Here is a 17372-nt window from a genome sequence, read left to right as displayed (position 1 = left end):
CTAGAGCGAACCTTGATTAACGCGTTGGGACACTTGTTCGGCGCTTTCCACCCGCTCCGAATAGCGGTCGGTCAGGTAGGCGCCGTGACCGCGGGTCAGCCAGGTGAACTTCACCAGTTCCTCACACACGTCGACCACCCGCCGGTAGTAAGGGGACGATGCCATGCGCCCGGCATCGTCGAACTCGGTAAAGGCTTTCGGCACCGAGGACTGGTTGGGAATGGTCAACATCCGCATCCATCGACCCAGCACCCGCAACTGGTTAACGGCGTTGAAACTCTGGCTGCCGCCACAGACCTGCATCACGGCGAGGGTTTTGCCTTGGGTCGGGCGGACACCGCCGAGGGCCAGCGGAATCCAGTCGATCTGAGCTTTCATCACCGCCGTCATGGCGCCATGACGTTCCGGGCTGACCCAGACCATGCCTTCCGACCAGCTGGCCAGTTCCCGCAGTTCAGCGACTTTGGGGTGGTCGGTATCGGCGCCATCCGGCAGCGGCAGGTCCTGCGGGTCGAAGGTGCGCACCTCGCAGCCGAACCAGCGCAGCAGGCGCGCGGCTTCCTCCGCCAGCAGGCGCGAGTAGGACCGTTCCCGCAGGGAGCCATACAGGACCAGGATGCGCGGTGCATGGCGTGGCGCGTCCGGGCCGGCAAGGCAGGCATGGTCGATGGGGTGCAACTGCTCAGGATCGATATTGGGCAGGTCCGCCAGACTCATGACGCGCTCCCGTCAAAGTGAATCACGTCGCCGTCTTCCTTGGTGAACGTCGACACCGGGTTGTCGAGCAGGGGGAGCACCGCTTCGGAGGGACGGCACAGCTTCGTGCCCTTTTCGGAGACGACAATCGGGCGATTGATCAGGATGGGATGAGCCATCATGGCGTCGATCAACTGCTCGTCGCTCAGCGCAGGGTCGTCAAGCCCCAGCTCGTCGTAAGGCGTTCCCTTGCGGCGCAGCAGTTCCCGGGGCGGTATCGCCATTGCCAGCAGCAGCTCAAGCAGCGTTTCCCGGGTTGGTGGAGTTTTCAGGTACTCGATCACCTGCGGTTCCTCGCCGGATGCACGGATCATGGCGAGGGTATTGCGAGAGGTGCCGCAGTCCGGGTTGTGGTAGATCGTGACAGTCATGAAGATGCTCCGTTGGCAGGCGGTGGGCAGCATGGCTGCAGGCTATCGAGCAGCGGCTGGCAGACGTCGGGGCGCCCGCCGCAGCAGTCCTGCACCAGGAACTGCACCGTGTCGCGAATGGCGTCCAGGTTGGCCCGATAGATGACCGACCGGCTCTGGCGTTGCGAGCGCACCAGCCCCGCCCGTGCCAGTACGGCCAAGTGCGATGACATGGTGTTGTGAGGCACCGCCAGCAGCCGGGCGACTTCGCCGGCCGGCAAGCCTTCCGGTTCATTGGCAACCAGCAGGCGAAAGGCCTCCTGCCGAGTGGCCTGGGCCAGGGCGGCGAAGATGTCGATAGCATTGTTCGTGTCCATATGTCGGAGTTTATCGACATATTGTTGTGCGCACAATCCACACCGATGATTTGCGCGTGAGGTGCTGATAAATTGATCGTTTGATGCAACAGCCCGATGCGAGACCAGCCAAGGACAGGAGAGATCCATGATCAGGAACGCCACGCTTGAAGATGCAGGGCGCATCGCCGACATCTACAACCATTACATCGAGCAAACGGTCATCACCTTCGAGGAAGAGCCGGTCACCGCTGAGATCATGGCCACTCGTATCCAGGCCTGCCAGGATCACGGCCTGCCCTGGCTGGTTCTGGAAGCATCGGAGCAGGTCATCGGGTTTGCCTACGCCGGTCAATGGATCACGCGGCCGGCATATCGCTACAGCGTGGAAGTGACCGTGTACCTGGAACACGAGCGGGTCCGCCGGGGTCAGGGGTCGCGGCTCTACGAGGCCCTGTTTGCCGAGCTGCGCGGGCGGGGCATCCACACCGCCATTGGCCTGATCGCACTGCCCAACGACGCCAGCGTTGCCCTGCATGAAAAGATGGGCATGGAAAAAGTCGCCCACCTAGGCGAAGTCGGCTTCAAGTTTGGCCGCTGGCTGGACGTGGGCTACTGGCAGGGCACACTGAACGCTCAATAGCGCCTCAACGACGAGGTTCCCAGAGCAGCATGTTCGCACTCGATATCTGCGAGCCATCGTTCGTTTGGCGAGGCCCCTTCGCGTTGTCATAATGGCCGACATCTACGTCGAGGCCCCGTCACATGGCCTTTTTCCTATTCTAAGGATTTATCACCCACCGGCTATGCCGCCGTGGAAGGAGCTTTTTGCCATGTCGACGACCCCGCCTTGGCGCCCAGAACCGCTTCTGACCAAGCTAGGCACCACAATGCTGAGCCTTGCCATGCTGAGTCTTGTCGCCCTGGGCCTGGCGGCGCCGGCTCAGGCCCAGTCATTCTCTCAAGGGCAGTCTCAAGAGCACTCTCCAGAGCATTCTCAACAGTACGCTCGGATAGCGCCGCAGTCACTTTCCCGGATCCTAGAGCAGTTGGCGCCCGGAGCCTCGCCCCAGGTACTGAAACTGGCGGCCCAGGCACTCAACTGCGCCGACCCCGATGCCAAGCGATTGGCGGTCATCGACTTCTCGCGCTCGGCCAACGAAAAGCGCCTCTGGGTTTTCGATCTTCAGCAGCAACGACTGCTGTTCAAGGAGCTGGTATCCCACGGCAAGGGAACGGGTCAGGAATTTGCCAGTGACTTCTCCAACATGGCGGACAGCCATCAATCGAGCCTGGGGCTCTTTCGCACCAAGCAGAGCTATACCGGCCGCAACGGCTATTCCCTGCGTCTGGAAGGCCTGGAACCCGGCATCAACGACCGGGCCTTTGAACGGGCGATCGTCATACACGGTGCCGATTACGTCAGCGAGGACTTCATCGCGGCCAATGGCCGATTGGGCCGCAGCTGGGGCTGCCCGGCGGTACCCAGCGAGGTGGCCAAGCCGCTGATCGACAGCCTCGAGGACAACCAGTACCTGTTCGCCTACTACCCGGACCCGCAGTGGCTCGACCACTCCGAGTTCCTGGCCTGCCAATCCGGGGCGGGGCAGCGCGACCTGGCGTTTAGCCAGGCCGTGGATACCGGCGACCCCATGCTGGTCATGCAGCAGGAGCGCGGCCAGGGGGGCGACAACTGATGGCCGCCTTGCTCTTTCACCTGCGTGACGTGCCGGAAGAAGAGGCCCAAGAGGTTCGTGCTCTGCTGGCCGAACATGGTCTCGAGGTCTACGAGACCGAAGCCGGCCGCTGGAAGCTTTCGGTGCCGGCCCTCTGGCTGGTCGACGAATCGCGCCTCGAAGAGGCTCGTGGCCTGATCGACGCCTACCAGCAATCCCTCTATGAGCGGGTGCACCGGGAATACGCCGAGGCTCAGCAAAGAGGCGAGGCGCCCAGCATCTGGGATAGAGTGCGCCAGCATCCTACCGGCGTGCTGGTCACCCTGATCGCGCTTGGCCTGTTGTTGGGGCTAAGCCTGCTGCCTTTCTTTCTGACGTTCTAGCCCCTTGGGCTCTAGGTTCTAGACCCCAGGGCTGGGAGCGAGCGCCCAAGTCACCACAGGTTATAAAACCGCAGGCCATTGAACGACCTTTAGTAATATCGATCACTGCCCTCATCGCCAACATGGCCCGAACCTGGCCCACGACTACCGCAGACCGCTCAGGAGCTTGTCGCATGCCCTCATTACTTGCTCGCCTGCCAGAATGGCGCAGCCTATCCCGCTATGCCGCCTACGGTGCCAGCATTATCGGTCTGATCACGAGCCTCGCCCTGATGGCCATCAGTCCGCTTTGGGGCCTGGCGGCGCTAGTCTTCGCCGCCCTGGTGGTGCTGGGTACCTATGACTTACGCCAGCGCCGGCGCACGGTGAGCCGCAATTACCCGATTCTCGCCCACTTTCGCTACGGCCTCGAAGCGATCGGCCCCGAGATTCGTCAGTACTTCATCCAGTCGGATACCGAACCGCGCCCCTTCTCCCGAGAGCAGCGTGACGCCGTCTACCAGCGCGCCAAGAACAGCATGAACAAGAAACCCTTTGGCTCCTTGCTGGACATGTATGCGCCGGGCTATGAATGGATCAATCCGTCGCTGGCCCCCAAGCCGATCAATGGCCATGACTTCCGGGTGACGATCGGCGCCGGTCGCGCCCAGCCCTACTCGGCCAGCGTGTTCAATATCTCGGCGATGAGCTTCGGCTCGCTCTCCGGCAATGCCATCGAGTCGCTGAACCTGGGCGCCGCTCGGGGCGGCTTCTATCACGATACCGGCGAAGGTGCGATCTCGCCCTATCACCTCCAGGGCGGCGACCTGGTATGGGAAATCGGCTCGGGCTACTTCGGCTGTCGCACCCTGGATGGGCACTTCGATGAGGAGCGTTTCATCGAGGGCGCAACCCGGCCCGAGGTGAAGATGATCGAGATCAAGCTCAGTCAGGGCGCCAAGCCCGGCCACGGCGGCATTCTGCCCGCAGCCAAGGTCACCGACGAGATCGCCTCGACCCGAGGCGTGAAGGCCGGCGAAGACGTGGTGTCCCCCTCTGCCCACACCGCCTTCACCACGCCCCGCGAGCTGATCGCCTTCATCATTCGCCTGCGCGAGCTTTCAGGCGGCAAGCCGGTGGGCATCAAGCTAGCCATTGGCCACCCCTGGGAGTGGTTCGGCCTGGTCAAGGCGATGCTCGCCACCGGCGAACACCCGGACTTCATCGTCGTCGACGGCGGCGAAGGCGGCACCGGGGCGGCACCGCTGGAATTCATCAACCGCATGGGCATGCCCCTCACCGAGGCGCTGCTGCTGGTACACAACACCCTTGTCGGCACCAATCTGCGCGAAACGATCAAGGTCGGCGCCGCGGGCAAACTGATCTCGGCCTTCGATATCGCGCGAACCATCGCGCTGGGCGCCGACTGGTGCAACGCCGCCCGCGGCTACATGTTCGCGCTGGGCTGCATCCAGGCCCGAGCCTGCCACACCGATCGCTGTCCCAGTGGCGTGGCCACCCAGGACCCGCGGCGCAGCGCCCACCTGGACGTGGCCAACAAGAGCGTCCGGGTCCAGCATTTCCACGACAACACCATGAAGGCCATGGCCGAGATGCTGGCCGCCGCCGGCCTAAACTCGCCCAGCGAGCTCGGGCCCGAACACATCCTGCGCCGGGTCTCCGACCACGAGATCCGCGCCTTCGACCAGATGTTCAACTATCTGGCGCCGGGGTCGCTGCTCACCCACCAGCCCGATCACCAGGTATTCGACAGCTACTGGGAACAAGCCAGCGCCGAGTCGTTTACACCGCCTGAGGTGTTGAGCGACCGCCGAACCAGCAAGCTTTACTAGGCAATGCCTGATGCAAGACCAATGAGCCGATGGCGACCAGGAGCACCGACTCGTCTGCACCTGATCCGCCAAACCTTCGCAGGAGCCCTCGCATGCCCACCCCGCTGCTCTACGTGGCCGCTGCCCTGGCAGAGATCGCCGGCTGCTTCGCCTTCTGGTCCTGGTGGCGGCTCGATAAGCCGCTTGGTTGGCTGCTGCCGGGGGTAGCAAGCCTGGCCCTGTTCGCCTGGCTGTTAAGCCTCACCGATGCCGACTACGCCGGGCGGGCCTATGCCGCCTATGGCGGGGTCTATATCGCCACCTCGCTCGTCTGGTTGTGGCTTGTCGAGCAGCGCGCGCCGGACCGCTGGGATCTGATCGGTGCGGCCCTGTGCCTGATCGGTGCGGGGATCATCCTGCTAGGGCCGCGCAGCGCCTGAGCCTCAGCGCTCTGTCAGGCTCAACCTCAACTCAGACTCCCATTCGCAAGGCCATCCGCTGGCTTTTCTCACCCGCCCCCCGTGGCCATCACGAATCGCCACAGGGCGGCACTGATCATCCCCAGGGCAATCGCCACCAGTGGGCTTCGCAGCCAAATCGCCACGGCGCCGGCAACCACGGCCGCTACCCGCGCGCCGCCATCGCCGTCGACGATCATCGGGGTGATCACGGCGATCAACACCGAGGTTGCCATGGCATCGACGAAGCGTCGCACCTTGGGGCCGATGGGTAGCCGCGACATGATCATGAGCCCACCGATGCGCGACACCAGCGCAATCATGATCATCATGATGATCGCCACCAGCGAGGCCGCACCGCTCGCGCTTGCAAAGGCTCCCATCATGATGCCGCCCGGCGAGCAGAAGCGGCAGGCCACAGCACGGCAACGCCGCCCCCCACCAAGGCCCCCACCACCACATGAAGGTAGGGCGGTAACCAGTAATAGGCCAGCAAAGCACTCAGCGCCGCCGCCCCCCACGGCAGCAACATGTCCCGCCGCGGAACGCCGCCGACGACGATCACCAGCAGGAAACACAGCATGATCACGTCGAGCCCATAGCGCTCCGGCTCGGCCAAACGCCCTCCAAACATCAGCCCGATACCGCTACCCACCACCCAGGCCACCCACAGGGCAATGCCGCCACCCAACAGCAGGCCCACGTTACGCTCGCCACGCTGATATTCACCCAGCGCCATGGCCCAGCTGGAATCGGTCAAGAAAAAGACCGCCGCAAACTGCTGGCGTTTGGGCAGGCCGTGCAACCAGGGGTGCAAGGCCGCGCTCATCAACAGATGGCGGGTATGGATGGCCATGGTCGTCAGCGCCAGGGCCAGCAGGGGCAGCGGGAAGGCCCATAGCTCGAGCACGGCAAATTGCGAGGGGCCCGAGAACATCAGCGCGCTCATCAACATGGCCTCCCAACCATGCAGCCCCTTTTGGGCGGCCGCCACGCCGAACGCCAGCCCGAAGGCAACGGTAAAGGCGGCGAGCGGCAGCATCTGGCGCACCCCGCGCCAAGTGCCGGGTCGATCCAGGATAGCCGCCGCCGACTCGAGCGAAGATGTCATGCTCGCCCCTCCTGAGGGTGATGAAAACGCCATAAAGCGCTGGTTCTAGCCTAGCCGCTAACGGCCCCAATAAAAACAAACAGGCCTGCTTGTTTTTTTCATGAGTGCGAACTAGGCTCAATTTCAAGGCGCCACTCTGCGCCTTGCCCAGGTGACTGGTACCACAATAGCAACAATCTGCCGACCGTCACGGCACTGGAGAGAATCATGCATTTCAAGTCCACCCGACTTGCCTTGGGAGTGGCCGCTCTTGCCCTTCCTGCCTTCGCGACCTCGGCCATGGCCGCCACGTCCTTCATCGCCAATTCCTTTTACGACCAGCAGCACCCGCACTCTCGTTACGGCTATATCGAGTGGGCGGAGACCGTCAAAGAACTATCCGACGGCGAACTGCAGCCGGAAGTCTTCACCGGCACCGTGCTGCTGGCGCCGCGCGCCAACCTGCAGGGCATCCGCGACAATGTGGTGCAGGTAGCTCACCACGCCGCCGTCTACACGCCGTCCGAACTGCCGGTCGCCAATGCCATTCAGGAGCTGGGCTTCAATTTCGATGACCCGCTGGTCGGCATTCTCGCCGTCACCGACTTCAGCACCCATAACCCCGTCCAGCTCCAGGAATGGGAAGACGTCGGCATTGTCTATCTCGGCGCTTACAACACCCCGCCCTATGTGCTGTTCTGCCGCGAGCCGGTGCGTAACCTCGAGGAACTGCGCGGCAAGCGGATTCGCACCGCCGGCTCCACGGTCTCGGCCTGGGTCGAGCAGGCAGGCGGCATACCCGTCAACGTGCCCTCCAGCGAGATGTACAGTGGCCTGGATCGCGGCTCGCTGGACTGCGCCACCAACGCCGCCAACGACCTGATCGACCGCTCGCTGTGGGAAGTCGCCGAATACACCACCCTGTTGCCGACCGGCATGTACTGGTCAGGCCCACAGTGGGGCTTCAACCCGTCGTTCTGGGCCGATCTCAGCGACGACCAGCGCGATGTCTTCAAGCAAGCCACCGCCAAGGCAATGACCCGCATGATCGTTGAGTACCTGGACACCGCAGATGCCGCCCTCGAAGAAGCGATTGCCAAGGGCAACCATGTCTATGAGCCTGAAGCGGATCTGATGGCGTCCGTCGAAGCGTTCCGCGAGCAGGCACTGACGGGCGTCTATGACACGGCAACTGACAAATACGGCATCGAAGACTCCCATGCCCTGATCGACGACTTCCTGGCCACCCATGCCAAGTGGGTCAAACTGCTTGCCGACGTAGACCGTCATGACGAAGACGCCCTGGCAGAACTGGCCATGCGCGAGATCTACGACACCCTGCCCGCCGACTACGGCATTTACTGAAACCGCCAACTCCCGGGGCCGCTCTCGGCGGCCCCTTTGGCGACCCTTAGGCTGTGCCTGAAAAGTCGACGAGCGCAGTACTTTGCAGACATTGCCTAGCCAACCGAGGAGGCACACCGATGAGCCAACGCCAGACACAGGAAGAACGCTCGCGCCAGACTCAAGCGAAGATCATGCGGGGCACGCTGGAATGCATCCTGGAGAAAGGCATCCGCGCCACCTCGACGGTCGACGTGGCACGCCAGGCAGGCGTTTCGAGGGGCGCACTGATGCACCACTACCCCTCCAAGGAAGCGTTGATGCAGGCCGCCCTGGAAGACCTGCTCAACCAGGAGGTGGTCAGCGTCAAAGAAATGGCTGACGGCATCAAGGCGGGCACCCTGGACTTCGATACGCTGATCGACACCCTGCATGAACACTTCAAGGGCAACCTTTACATGGTCACCCTGGAATACCTCACGGCGGCCCGTACCGACGCGTCGATCAAGGAAGTGCTCGAACCTCTGGCCGCCCGCTTCAATGCCTCACTCGAGGCCATCTGGGAACAGCTGCTGATCAGCACCCGGCACAGCTCTCACGAGAAACGCGTCGCCCTGAACGCCACCCTGTGCATGATGCGAGGCATGGGCGCTCAGAGCATCTGGCGCGACGACCCGGCGCTCTATCGCGACATGCTGACCTTCTGGAAACAGACCCTGATCGACCAGGGGTTCAGCGAACGCAGCGCGCCGCAGCGGAGGATTCACATATGACGACCGAGGAAACCCGACTCGAGGTCTTCAGCACCTGGCTGAGCAAGGCAACGCTTGCGGCATCGACCCTGTTTTTGGCCTTGATGGCGCTGCACGTCACCCTGGATGTCACCCTGCGCTTCCTGATAGGCACCTCCTTTCCCGGCACGCTGGAGGTGGTGTCCTTCTATTACATGATCGGCGTGGTCTTCCTGCCTTTGGCCTACGTGGAACTGCAGCGTGAGCATATCAGTGTCGACGTGCTGGTCGGCCGGTTTCCCGCTGGCGTGCAGCTCGGCCTCTATCTTTTTGCCGGCCTGCTGGGGCTCGCCTATTTCGGCCTGCTTGGCTACCAGAGCCTGCTGGATGCCGTGCGCGCCACCGGCAGACTGGAAACTGCCATGGCCAACTTCACCTTCTACCTGTGGCCCAGCCGCTGGGCGTTGCCGCTCGGTTTCGCCGCCATGTGCCTGGCAACCCTTGCCAACATGATCAAGGCCATTCGCCTGCGTCACGCCCTCTAGGAGCATCAGCATGACCAATCTCGAGATCGGCGTGGCAGGCATTGCCATCGCCCTGGCCCTGATCGCCTTGCGCGTGCCTATCGGCGTGACGCTGGGCCTGGTATCGATCGTCGGCATCAGCCAGATCACCAACTTCTCGATCGCCTGGGGCATGATTTCCGCGACCCCCTTCGACTTTGCCGGCACCTGGGAGCTGACCGCTGCCCCCATGTTCCTGTTCATGGGCTATCTGTGCACCACCACCAACATGACCCAGGGTCTGTTTCAGGCCATGCGCCTGTACATGGCTCGCCTACCGGGCGGACTGGCGGTCTCCAGCGTCATGGCCTCGGCCTTCTTTGCAGCAGCCTCGGGCTCGAGCGTGGCCACCTCGGCGGCCATGTCGCGCATCGCCGTGCCGGAGATGCTCAAGCACAACTATGACCGTGGCCTGGCCACCGGCACCGTGGCGGCCTCTGGCACCCTGGGGTCGCTGATTCCGCCCAGCGTGCTGCTGGTGCTGTACGGCGTTTATGCACAGGTGTCGGTTGGTCAGCTTTTCATGGCCGGCTTCCTGCCCGGTATCGTCTCGGCGCTACTCTACATCGTCATGATCATGGTGCGAACGCACCTCAAACCCAGCCTCGCCGGCCATGCCAATGTGCAATCGAGCTGGCAGGAGAAGTGGGATGCGTTCAAGGAAATCTGGCCCTTGCCGCTGCTGATCGGCGCCGTACTGGGCGGTATCTTCAGCGGCATTTTCTCGCCGACCGAGGCGGGTGCCGTCGGTACCTCCATCGCCGCGCTGATCGCCCTGTCCCGGCGCACGCTGACGATAGAGGCCCTCAAGCAGGCGCTGGTGCAAACCGCAGTCAGCACCGCCAGCATCTTCATCATCCTGATCGGCTCGCTGTTCTTCACCCGCTTTCTGGCCCTGAGCGGTGTGCCCACGGCCTTCTCGGAGATGATCCTGAGTGTCAGCACCGAGAGCTGGTGGATCATCCTCGCCGTTGCCGTGATCTACCTGGTGCTAGGCATGTTCATCGACTCCATCGGGCTACTGCTGCTGACCCTGCCGTTGATCCTGCCGCTGGTCGAGGGAGCCGATCTGAACCTGGTGTGGTTCGGCATCATCGTCGTCAAGCTGCTCGAGGTCGGCCTGGTCACGCCCCCCATCGGCCTGAACGTCTACGTCATCAAGGGCGCGCTAGGCAAAAGCGTCTCCCTTCAAGAGGTCTTTCGCGGTGTCAGCTGGTTCATCGCCATGGACATCATCGCCCTGCTGCTGATCGTGATGATTCCGGCTCTCTCGCTCTATCTCCCACAACAAATGTTCTGATTCGCCAGTCCAAGGAAAAACAATGACGACAACACACGCCCCCCGTACCCGCTTCATCAATGCCAACGTCATCGATACCCGTCAGGGTAAGGTGCTGGCTGACCAACAGGTGCGCATTCAGGATGGCCGCATCGTCGCGCTCGGTGCCGGCCCGCTCGAAGGCGAAGACGATCAGGTCATCGACCTCGAAGGCCGCTATCTGATGCCCGGCCTGGTCGACTCCCACGTCCACGTCACCGCCATTACGCCGAATTTCGCGCTGCTCGAAACGCTGTCGCCTTTCTATGTGGGGGCAAAATCCAGCGAGCTGCTGAAAGACATGCTAATGCGCGGCTTTACCAGCGTGCGTGATGCCGGCGGCGCCGATCATGGCCTGGCCAACGCCGTCGAGGAAGACAGCCTGATCGGCCCGCGCCTGTTGTATGCCGGCCGGGCGCTGTCACAGACCGGCGGCCACGGCGACATGCGCGGCCCAGGCCAACAGACCTTCGAGGGCTGCTTCTGCTGCTCGGGACTCGGGCGTGTCTGCGACGGCGTCAGCGAGGTGCGCCGCGCCGCTCGGGATGAGATCCGCAAGGGCGCCACTCAGCTCAAGATCATGGCGTCCGGCGGCGTCTCCTCCCCCACCGATCGTATCGACAGCACCCAGTTCTCGCTGGAGGAGATCGATGCCATCGTCGAGGAAGCCACCGCCGCCAACATCCACACCATGGCCCATGCCTATACCGCTCGCGCCATCAACCGGCTGATTCCCCGCGGCGTGAAGACGATCGAGCATGGCAACCTGATGGACGAAGAAAGCTGCCGGCTGTTCCTTGAGCACGATGCCTATCTGACGCCGACCCTATCCACCTACGATGCCCTGGCCCGGGAAGGCGTCGAGGCCGGCATGGCGCCACACCTCCAGCAGAAGGTCTATGACGTGCTGGATGCCGGCGCCAAGGCCCTGGAAATGGCCCAACGCCACGGCGTGAAGATGCTATACGGCTCAGACCTGCTGGGTCGCATGCAATGCCACCAGCTCAACGAGTTCCTGCTGCGCAAGGACGTGGTGCCGGCGGATGACCTGATCCGCGCCGCGACCTGCAACGCCGCCGACGCCTATGGCAATCGCGGCGACTTCGGCGAAGTGATCCCCGGCGCCCGTGGCGATCTGATCGTCCTGCGTGACAACCCGCTGGATGATATTTCCGTGCTGACGCAGCCTGACCAGCAGCTACTGATGATCATGAAAGGCGGCAAGATCTACAAGAACACGCTGTAAGCCCCGGCCTGGCTGGGCGCGTGCCGAGATTGCCGCACGCGCCCTCAGGGGATCCTCGTAAATTAATGTTGACCCGGCGGTCCCAACGTGGAAAGATGCATCTCAGTTGGTTAGCAAGTTGAATATAGTCAGTTGTAATCGAAGTCCTTCGGTAGCCCTGGTGTATATCTCCTTTGTTTTACCCACTATTTCTCGGGTATCACCCGGCAACTGTAAGAGCGCTTTTGCGCGTAAGGATATTGAAAATGGCAACTGGCACAGTTAAGTGGTTCAACGACACTAAAGGTTTCGGCTTCATTTCTCCGGCAGACGGTGGCGACGACCTGTTCGCACACTTCTCCGAGATCCAAGCAGAAGGCTTCAAGTCTCTGCAGGACGGCCAGGAAGTTTCCTTTGACGTCACCCAGGGCAAGAAAGGCCTGCAGGCGTCAAACATCAAGGCCATCTAAACTCCGACTTCCTGTCGAGATTAGAAAGCCTCTCAAACCCTAGGTTTGAGGTACAAGGCCCGCTTCGGCGGGCCTTGTTGCGTTTGAGAGGTAAAGAGTTGCGTTTGTGTGGTAGATGCATCCCCCCTCCCGGCGAATGGTAGAATCGACACCTCTGCGTGACGCTACTCAGGACGCCCATGACGATCGACACCACCCATATCAACCAGCAAATGACCCATTTCGACGGACACCAGGAAATCTGGCTGTTCGGCTATGGCTCATTGATCTGGAAAGCCGACTTTCCCTACCTGGAACGTCGCCCGGCGCATATTCGCGGCTGGGTGCGCCGCTTCTGGCAAGGCTCCCACGACCATCGCGGCACACCCGAAGCCCCAGGGCGCGTGGCGACCCTGGTGCGCGCCCCAGGTGCCATCTGCCACGGCATGGCCTATCGCATCACACCGGAAACCCTCGGCCCTCTCGATGTGCGGGAGAAGAACGGCTATCTGCGCGTGGTCACCGAACTGCACTTCGATGATGCCCATGAAGACAGTCGAGCCAGCGAGTCGGCGGAAGGCCTGGTCTATCTCGCCACCGAAGACAACGCCGCCTTTCTCGGCGACGCGCCCCATGACGCCATCGCCCGCCAGATTGCCATGGCCCAAGGCGCCAGCGGCCCGAACCGCGACTACCTGCTCAACCTGGCGGCAGCGCTGGAGCGGCTAGGCCATCACGACGAGCATGTGGTCTCCCTGGCACGCCACCTCGATGGGAAAATCGCTGGCTGAGAGGCCGCACCGCCTTTCAGATATGACACCAAGCCACTCGTGAATTTCAGGTGAGCCATGTCCTCTCCCGCCATCGCCATTCAGCGCACGCCACTGGTCGCCGTCTACGGCACCCTGAAGCGTGGCCTGCGCAACCACCACTGGTTGGAGGGCGCCGAGTTCGTCGGTGAAGACACCCTGACGACCGCCACTCTCTACGACCTGGGCCCCTACCCTGGCGCCAGGCTCGAGCCTTCTCGCGGGATCGACATCGAGGTATTCCGGGTCGATAGCCGCTGCATGTCCGGCCTCGACCGGCTGGAAGACTACCGGGTTCGTGCGCCGCACTCCGGCACCTACGACCGCATCGTCCACGACACCGCCTTCGGCCCGGCCTGGCTGTATCTTTACAACCTCGACGTGGCCGGCTATCCGGCGATTCGCCAAGGCGGCTGGTCGCCCAGCGATAAATCGTCCGGCAATTAGGCAAGCCTGACGGCAACGACAGCATCGCTCTCAAGCGGGATATAGGGATGATCGCCGACGCGGCGGCGACGGGAATGGTAGAATACCGCGCCCGTTTTGGCCCGGCGCGGCTGGCAGGTGGACCCAATCGCGCCGCGCACTCCTGGCTTCTGCGTGCAACCCACGATCCCGAACCCTCCAAGAGACGCGTCATGATCGCAACCCTTAACACCCTCTTCCGCCCCCTGCAGCGGATAGGGCTGATCGCTCAAATTGCCATCGGCATCGTCTGCGGCATCCTGCTGGCTACCACCTCACCCGATCTCGCCCAGTCGGCGTCACTGCTGGGGCAAGTGTTCATTTCTGCCCTCAAGGCCGTGGCACCGATTCTGGTCTTCGTCTTAGTCACGGCGGCCATCGCCAGCCATCAGCGCGGCCAGCAGACCCACATCCGCGGGGTGCTGGTGCTTTATCTGATCGGCACGCTGGCGGCCGCGCTGGTCGCCGTGGTGGCGAGCTTCGCTTTCCCGACCACCCTAACACTGGACGCTCCTCAGGCCACCGGCAACCCGCCCGGTGGGGTCGATGAGATCCTCAAGAACCTAGTGTTGAGCGCCGTCGACAACCCGGTCAGCGCGCTGATGAATGCCAACTTCATCGCCATTCTGGTCTGGTCGGCCGGCCTTGGCCTGACGCTGCGCCAGGCAAGCGATAGCACCCGCGCCCTGCTTGCTGACCTTGCCGATGCGGTATCGCAGATCATTCGCTGGGTGATCCGCCTGGCACCGCTGGGCATCTTCGGCCTGGTGGCCGGCACCCTTGCCAGCGCAGGCCTCGGTGCACTGCTCGATTACGGCCAGCTGCTGCTGGTGATCGTCGGCTGCATGCTGTTCGTGGCACTGGTGACCAACCCGCTGATCGTGTTCCTGAAGACGCGTCGTAATCCTTATCCGCTGGTCTTCGCCTGCCTGCGCGGCAGCGCCATCACTGCCTTCTTCACCCGTAGCTCGGCGGCCAACATTCCGGTCAACCTGGAGCTGTGCAAGCGCCTTGACCTGCACGCCGACACCTATTCGATCTCGATCCCGCTGGGCGCCACCATCAATATGTCCGGTGCGGCGGTCACCATCACCGTGATCACCCTGGCCGCTGCTCATACCCTGGGCATCAGCGTCGACTTCGCCACTGCGCTGCTGCTATGCATCGTATCGGCGCTGGCCGCCTGCGGTGTCTCCGGCGTGGCCGGCGGCTCGCTGCTGATCATCCCCATGGCCGCCAACCTGTTCGGCATTTCCACCGACGTGGCCATGCAGGTCGTGGCGATTGGCTTTGTGATCAGCGTGGTTCAGGATTCCACCGAAACGGCGCTGAACTCCTCCACTGACGTGCTGTTCACCGCCGCCGCCTGTCGGGCCGGTGACGCGGCCACCGAGCGCGACTGAACCACCCGTCCCGCTTCCAGCCGTCCGCTCTGGAACGAAAAACCCCGCCATGGCAGACACCATGGCGGGGTAGAAAGGCCCATCCGGCAGTGATCAGGCCGGGTTGCTGGCCTCGGTCTGGTGGGTCTCAGCGTCCAGATCCTTGCCGTCCAAGCGCTGGCAAAGCGTCGCCATTTTGTCGACGGCTTGCATCAGCACTTCATCCGGTACCGTTAGCGCCACCCGAATCAGGGTCGTGGCGCTATCGCCGAAAGAGGCTCCCGGCATCACCGCCACCCCTTGTTCTTCGAGCAGCCGCCAGGCGAAAGCCTCGCCGTCCAGACCGGTCTTCGCGACATCGATCATCAGGAACATGCCGCCCTGCGGGAGGCTCGACGACAGCGCGGGCACCCGGCCGACGGCCTCGTGCAGCAGCTTGGCGCGACGGCCCAGCGCTTCACAGAGGCGATCGGCGGTATCGAAATGCTGGCGCAGAGCCGCCTCGGTCATGTCGGCAATGAACGGCTGGTTGCCGAACAGCATGGTTTCCGAAATCGGCAGCAGGCGCCGCGAAAACTCCACCGGGCCGATCGACCAGCCGCTGCGGAAGCCGGTGGCCGCATGGCTCTTGGAGATCGAGGACACCACCACGGTGCGCTCGCGAAGCGCCTCGATTTCCAGCGGCGAGACGAAGTCGCCGTCGAAGATCAGCGCCTCGTAGACCTCATCGCAGAGGATCCACAGATCGTGCTCGATGCACAGCTTGCCCAACTGCTCCAGCGTCTCGCGATCCAACACCGCGCCGGTGGGGTTATGCGGCGTATTGAGCATCAGCACCCGGCTTTCCGGGGTGATGGCGGCGGCCAGATCGTCAGGCTGCATGATGAAGTCGTGCTCCATGCGCAGCGGCACCGGCTGAAGATGAGCCCCTGCGGCACGAATCACCCCTTCATAGGTGGCGTAGTACGGGTCGCCGCTCAGCACGCCATCTCCCTCACCGGCCAGCGCCAGGATCACCGCGAATAGCGCGGTCTGGGTACCGGGGAAGCACAGCACGTTCTCTTCGCCGATGCCGGGGAAGCGCGGCGCATAGCTCTCGATCAACGCATCCACTAGGCCCGGCTCGCCGCGCCCGTTGGAATAGCGCGTGCGCCCGGCCCGCAGGGCATCGATGCAGTGCTCGACCAGGGCCGGGTCGGTGGTGATATCCGGCTCGCCGATGCTCAATTCGATGAGTTCTTCGCCTTTGGCCTGGCGCGCTCTAGCGGCGTTGTGTACCGCCCATTTGTCGCCACCGAGGTCATACAGGCGATCAGTAATCGATGCGTAGCGCATGAAACGTTTCCTATCGTGTTGCGTGTTGAGAAGATATTGAGGGGGCGGCGATATGCTGCATCAGAGTATTGGCCGGCAGTGCGAGGATGCCCTCTGCCGCACTCAGCGCAATCCTTGGCAGCAGCGCCGTGTCATAAAGGCCGTGCCCGAGCCCGCCTTCCAGCCACAAGCCATCGATCAGCGCATTCAGCGCAATGGCGTAGTGCTGGCAGGTGACAGGGTCCGCGGGACGCTTGAGCGCCAGCAGCAGCGGATGAATCAGCGTTTCCAGCAGGATCAGGAATTCGCGATAGCTCTCACGGTGGATGTCGGCATAGCCAGGATCGGTGCGTACACGGCCGATGAACGTGGCCCAGAGCGCCACCTTGCGGGGCGACAGGTTGGGCGCCGTCACGTTGGCGACGATGAAGCGTGCCAGGCGTTGCTCGGGCTCCTCGCCGGCTTTCTCTGCCGATTCCTCGGCTTCGCCGGTCAGTTGCCCGATCAGGTAGCCGTAGGCAGCACTTACCATCGCGTCCTTGGAACCGAAGTAATGGCGAATCAACCCCGCCGTCACGCCGGCACGCTCGGCCACCCGCCGAGCGCTGGCACCGCTCATGCCGTGCTCAGCGACACAGTCCAGAGTGGCTTCGAGCAAGCTGCGGCGCCGCGCATCCATGGACCAACGCTGAAATGATTTCCTGCTCATAGTCTCCATCGTTTCCGGTAAGAAGCATCCCTCTCGGCGCTTCACTGCATATAGGCCGCCCACCCACTCGGCTTCATAAAGCTCACCTCACAAAGACCGCTTCATAAAGACCGCTGCGCGTGGGCGCCCCTACATACATCAAGGTGCTGAAAAAATTGGTGATTTTGACACCAGATCTGCCCT

21 protein-coding genes are annotated in these 17372 nt (G+C 62.9%); 14 read left to right on the top strand and 7 right to left on the bottom strand.

Annotation, left to right across the window (positions count from 1 at the left end):
* The 3 genes from arsH to BLR71_RS14000 are packed head-to-tail and all read right to left on the bottom strand — an operon-like array spanning nucleotide 1 to nucleotide 1483.
* Nucleotides 1-717: an arsenical resistance protein ArsH gene (gene arsH, locus BLR71_RS14010; protein ID WP_092527693.1), complete on the bottom strand. Its 717-nt coding sequence runs from the start codon at nucleotides 715-717 to the stop codon at nucleotides 1-3.
* Nucleotides 714-1127, bottom strand: a complete 414-nt coding sequence (gene arsC, locus BLR71_RS14005) for an arsenate reductase (glutaredoxin) (RefSeq protein ID WP_092527690.1) — start codon at nucleotides 1125-1127, stop codon at nucleotides 714-716. The genes arsH and arsC overlap by 4 nt, the downstream gene beginning before the upstream one ends.
* The gene (locus BLR71_RS14000) at nucleotides 1124-1483 is read right to left on the bottom strand and encodes an ArsR/SmtB family transcription factor (protein WP_092527687.1); all 360 of its coding nucleotides are present in this window, start codon (nucleotides 1481-1483) and stop codon (nucleotides 1124-1126) included. The genes arsC and BLR71_RS14000 overlap by 4 nt, the downstream gene beginning before the upstream one ends.
* A gap of 127 nt (nucleotides 1484-1610) precedes the next feature.
* Here BLR71_RS14000 and BLR71_RS13995 point away from each other — a divergent pair, with 127 nt between their 5' ends.
* From BLR71_RS13995 to BLR71_RS13975, 5 genes are all read left to right on the top strand, one after another.
* Nucleotides 1611-2105 carry an arsinothricin resistance N-acetyltransferase ArsN1 family B gene (locus BLR71_RS13995; protein ID WP_092527684.1) on the top strand — a complete coding sequence of 165 codons (495 nt, stop codon included), beginning with the start codon at nucleotides 1611-1613 and terminating at the stop codon, nucleotides 2103-2105.
* A gap of 190 nt (nucleotides 2106-2295) precedes the next feature.
* Nucleotides 2296-3159, top strand: coding sequence for a murein L,D-transpeptidase catalytic domain family protein (locus tag BLR71_RS13990; RefSeq protein WP_245696480.1), 864 nt, complete (start codon nucleotides 2296-2298; stop codon nucleotides 3157-3159).
* The gene (locus BLR71_RS13985; RefSeq protein ID WP_092527681.1) at nucleotides 3159-3521 is read left to right on the top strand and encodes a DUF6164 family protein; all 363 of its coding nucleotides are present in this window, start codon (nucleotides 3159-3161) and stop codon (nucleotides 3519-3521) included. The genes BLR71_RS13990 and BLR71_RS13985 overlap by 1 nt, the downstream gene beginning before the upstream one ends.
* Nucleotides 3522-3694: 173 nt before the next feature.
* Nucleotides 3695-5353, top strand: a complete 1659-nt coding sequence (locus BLR71_RS13980; RefSeq protein ID WP_092527678.1) for an FMN-binding glutamate synthase family protein — start codon at nucleotides 3695-3697, stop codon at nucleotides 5351-5353.
* 92 nt (nucleotides 5354-5445) lie between these two features.
* A complete protein-coding gene (locus tag BLR71_RS13975; RefSeq protein ID WP_092527675.1) occupies nucleotides 5446-5772 on the top strand; it encodes a YnfA family protein in 327 nt (108 codons plus the stop codon).
* Between the two features lie 68 nt (nucleotides 5773-5840).
* Here the strand turns inward: BLR71_RS13975 and BLR71_RS13970 are convergent, their stop codons facing one another.
* Both BLR71_RS13970 and BLR71_RS13965 read right to left on the bottom strand, forming a co-directional pair.
* Entirely contained in the window at nucleotides 5841-6176 is a 336-nt protein-coding gene (locus BLR71_RS13970; RefSeq protein ID WP_245696478.1) for an AzlD family protein, read from the bottom strand.
* Nucleotides 6173-6901, bottom strand: coding sequence for an AzlC family ABC transporter permease (locus BLR71_RS13965; RefSeq protein ID WP_092527672.1), 729 nt, complete (start codon nucleotides 6899-6901; stop codon nucleotides 6173-6175). The genes BLR71_RS13970 and BLR71_RS13965 overlap by 4 nt, the downstream gene beginning before the upstream one ends.
* Nucleotides 6902-7108: 207 nt before the next feature.
* Between BLR71_RS13965 and BLR71_RS13960 the strand changes: the two genes are divergently transcribed.
* The 9 genes from BLR71_RS13960 to sstT all read left to right on the top strand — a co-directional run bounded on the left by BLR71_RS13960 (nucleotide 7109) and on the right by sstT (nucleotide 15187).
* Nucleotides 7109-8245, top strand: coding sequence for a C4-dicarboxylate TRAP transporter substrate-binding protein (locus BLR71_RS13960; protein WP_092527669.1), 1137 nt, complete (start codon nucleotides 7109-7111; stop codon nucleotides 8243-8245).
* A gap of 119 nt (nucleotides 8246-8364) precedes the next feature.
* The gene (locus BLR71_RS13955; RefSeq protein ID WP_092527666.1) at nucleotides 8365-8997 is read left to right on the top strand and encodes a TetR/AcrR family transcriptional regulator; all 633 of its coding nucleotides are present in this window, start codon (nucleotides 8365-8367) and stop codon (nucleotides 8995-8997) included.
* Nucleotides 8994-9500 carry a TRAP transporter small permease gene (locus tag BLR71_RS13950; protein WP_092527663.1) on the top strand — a complete coding sequence of 169 codons (507 nt, stop codon included), beginning with the start codon at nucleotides 8994-8996 and terminating at the stop codon, nucleotides 9498-9500. The genes BLR71_RS13955 and BLR71_RS13950 overlap by 4 nt, the downstream gene beginning before the upstream one ends.
* A gap of 10 nt (nucleotides 9501-9510) precedes the next feature.
* The gene (locus tag BLR71_RS13945; RefSeq protein ID WP_092527660.1) at nucleotides 9511-10818 is read left to right on the top strand and encodes a TRAP transporter large permease; all 1308 of its coding nucleotides are present in this window, start codon (nucleotides 9511-9513) and stop codon (nucleotides 10816-10818) included.
* Between the two features lie 22 nt (nucleotides 10819-10840).
* Entirely contained in the window at nucleotides 10841-12082 is a 1242-nt protein-coding gene (locus tag BLR71_RS13940; RefSeq protein WP_092527657.1) for a metal-dependent hydrolase family protein, read from the top strand.
* Between the two features lie 245 nt (nucleotides 12083-12327).
* Nucleotides 12328-12531 carry a cold-shock protein gene (locus BLR71_RS13935; RefSeq protein ID WP_092527654.1) on the top strand — a complete coding sequence of 68 codons (204 nt, stop codon included), beginning with the start codon at nucleotides 12328-12330 and terminating at the stop codon, nucleotides 12529-12531.
* Between the two features lie 179 nt (nucleotides 12532-12710).
* Nucleotides 12711-13301, top strand: a complete 591-nt coding sequence (locus BLR71_RS13930) for a gamma-glutamylcyclotransferase (protein WP_092527651.1) — start codon at nucleotides 12711-12713, stop codon at nucleotides 13299-13301.
* A gap of 57 nt (nucleotides 13302-13358) precedes the next feature.
* Nucleotides 13359-13766 (top strand): gamma-glutamylcyclotransferase family protein, encoded by a 408-nt coding sequence (locus BLR71_RS13925; RefSeq protein WP_092527648.1) that lies wholly within the window; start codon nucleotides 13359-13361, stop codon nucleotides 13764-13766.
* Between the two features lie 191 nt (nucleotides 13767-13957).
* A complete protein-coding gene (gene sstT, locus BLR71_RS13920; protein WP_092527838.1) occupies nucleotides 13958-15187 on the top strand; it encodes a serine/threonine transporter SstT in 1230 nt (409 codons plus the stop codon).
* Between the two features lie 93 nt (nucleotides 15188-15280).
* On the opposite strand, the gene BLR71_RS13915 is transcribed toward sstT, so the two are convergent.
* Both BLR71_RS13915 and BLR71_RS13910 read right to left on the bottom strand, forming a co-directional pair.
* On the bottom strand, nucleotides 15281-16501 hold the full coding sequence (locus tag BLR71_RS13915) for a pyridoxal phosphate-dependent aminotransferase (protein ID WP_092527645.1): 1221 nt from the start codon (nucleotides 16499-16501) through the stop codon (nucleotides 15281-15283).
* Between the two features lie 10 nt (nucleotides 16502-16511).
* Entirely contained in the window at nucleotides 16512-17189 is a 678-nt protein-coding gene (locus tag BLR71_RS13910) for a TetR family transcriptional regulator C-terminal domain-containing protein (RefSeq protein ID WP_175491688.1), read from the bottom strand.
* Between the last annotated feature and the right edge of the window lie 183 nt (nucleotides 17190-17372).

It is taken from the genome of Onishia taeanensis (assembly GCF_900100755.1).
Lineage (GTDB): Bacteria > Pseudomonadota > Gammaproteobacteria > Pseudomonadales > Halomonadaceae > Onishia > Onishia taeanensis.
Note: the sequence above shows the minus strand (reverse complement) of the source record. Positions and strands in the feature narration are given on the sequence as shown.

Excerpts from the sequence above, each read along its gene's own strand:
- arsH (WP_092527693.1), bottom strand. The coding sequence starts at position 717 with ATGAGTCTGGCGGACCTGCCCAATATCGATCCTGAGCAGTTGCACCCC.
- arsC (WP_092527690.1), bottom strand. The coding sequence starts at position 1,127 with ATGACTGTCACGATCTACCACAACCCGGACTGCGGCACCTCTCGCAAT.
- BLR71_RS14000 (WP_092527687.1), bottom strand. The coding sequence starts at position 1,483 with ATGGACACGAACAATGCTATCGACATCTTCGCCGCCCTGGCCCAGGCC.
- BLR71_RS13995 (WP_092527684.1), top strand. The coding sequence starts at position 1,611 with ATGATCAGGAACGCCACGCTTGAAGATGCAGGGCGCATCGCCGACATC.
- BLR71_RS13990 (WP_245696480.1), top strand. The coding sequence starts at position 2,296 with ATGTCGACGACCCCGCCTTGGCGCCCAGAACCGCTTCTGACCAAGCTA.
- BLR71_RS13985 (WP_092527681.1), top strand. The coding sequence starts at position 3,159 with ATGGCCGCCTTGCTCTTTCACCTGCGTGACGTGCCGGAAGAAGAGGCC.
- BLR71_RS13980 (WP_092527678.1), top strand. The coding sequence starts at position 3,695 with ATGCCCTCATTACTTGCTCGCCTGCCAGAATGGCGCAGCCTATCCCGC.
- BLR71_RS13975 (WP_092527675.1), top strand. The coding sequence starts at position 5,446 with ATGCCCACCCCGCTGCTCTACGTGGCCGCTGCCCTGGCAGAGATCGCC.
- BLR71_RS13970 (WP_245696478.1), bottom strand. The coding sequence starts at position 6,176 with ATGATGGGAGCCTTTGCAAGCGCGAGCGGTGCGGCCTCGCTGGTGGCG.
- BLR71_RS13965 (WP_092527672.1), bottom strand. The coding sequence starts at position 6,901 with ATGACATCTTCGCTCGAGTCGGCGGCGGCTATCCTGGATCGACCCGGC.
- BLR71_RS13960 (WP_092527669.1), top strand. The coding sequence starts at position 7,109 with ATGCATTTCAAGTCCACCCGACTTGCCTTGGGAGTGGCCGCTCTTGCC.
- BLR71_RS13955 (WP_092527666.1), top strand. The coding sequence starts at position 8,365 with ATGAGCCAACGCCAGACACAGGAAGAACGCTCGCGCCAGACTCAAGCG.
- BLR71_RS13950 (WP_092527663.1), top strand. The coding sequence starts at position 8,994 with ATGACGACCGAGGAAACCCGACTCGAGGTCTTCAGCACCTGGCTGAGC.
- BLR71_RS13945 (WP_092527660.1), top strand. The coding sequence starts at position 9,511 with ATGACCAATCTCGAGATCGGCGTGGCAGGCATTGCCATCGCCCTGGCC.
- BLR71_RS13940 (WP_092527657.1), top strand. The coding sequence starts at position 10,841 with ATGACGACAACACACGCCCCCCGTACCCGCTTCATCAATGCCAACGTC.
- BLR71_RS13935 (WP_092527654.1), top strand. The coding sequence starts at position 12,328 with ATGGCAACTGGCACAGTTAAGTGGTTCAACGACACTAAAGGTTTCGGC.
- BLR71_RS13930 (WP_092527651.1), top strand. The coding sequence starts at position 12,711 with ATGACGATCGACACCACCCATATCAACCAGCAAATGACCCATTTCGAC.
- BLR71_RS13925 (WP_092527648.1), top strand. The coding sequence starts at position 13,359 with ATGTCCTCTCCCGCCATCGCCATTCAGCGCACGCCACTGGTCGCCGTC.
- sstT (WP_092527838.1), top strand. The coding sequence starts at position 13,958 with ATGATCGCAACCCTTAACACCCTCTTCCGCCCCCTGCAGCGGATAGGG.
- BLR71_RS13915 (WP_092527645.1), bottom strand. The coding sequence starts at position 16,501 with ATGCGCTACGCATCGATTACTGATCGCCTGTATGACCTCGGTGGCGAC.
- BLR71_RS13910 (WP_175491688.1), bottom strand. The coding sequence starts at position 17,189 with ATGAGCAGGAAATCATTTCAGCGTTGGTCCATGGATGCGCGGCGCCGC.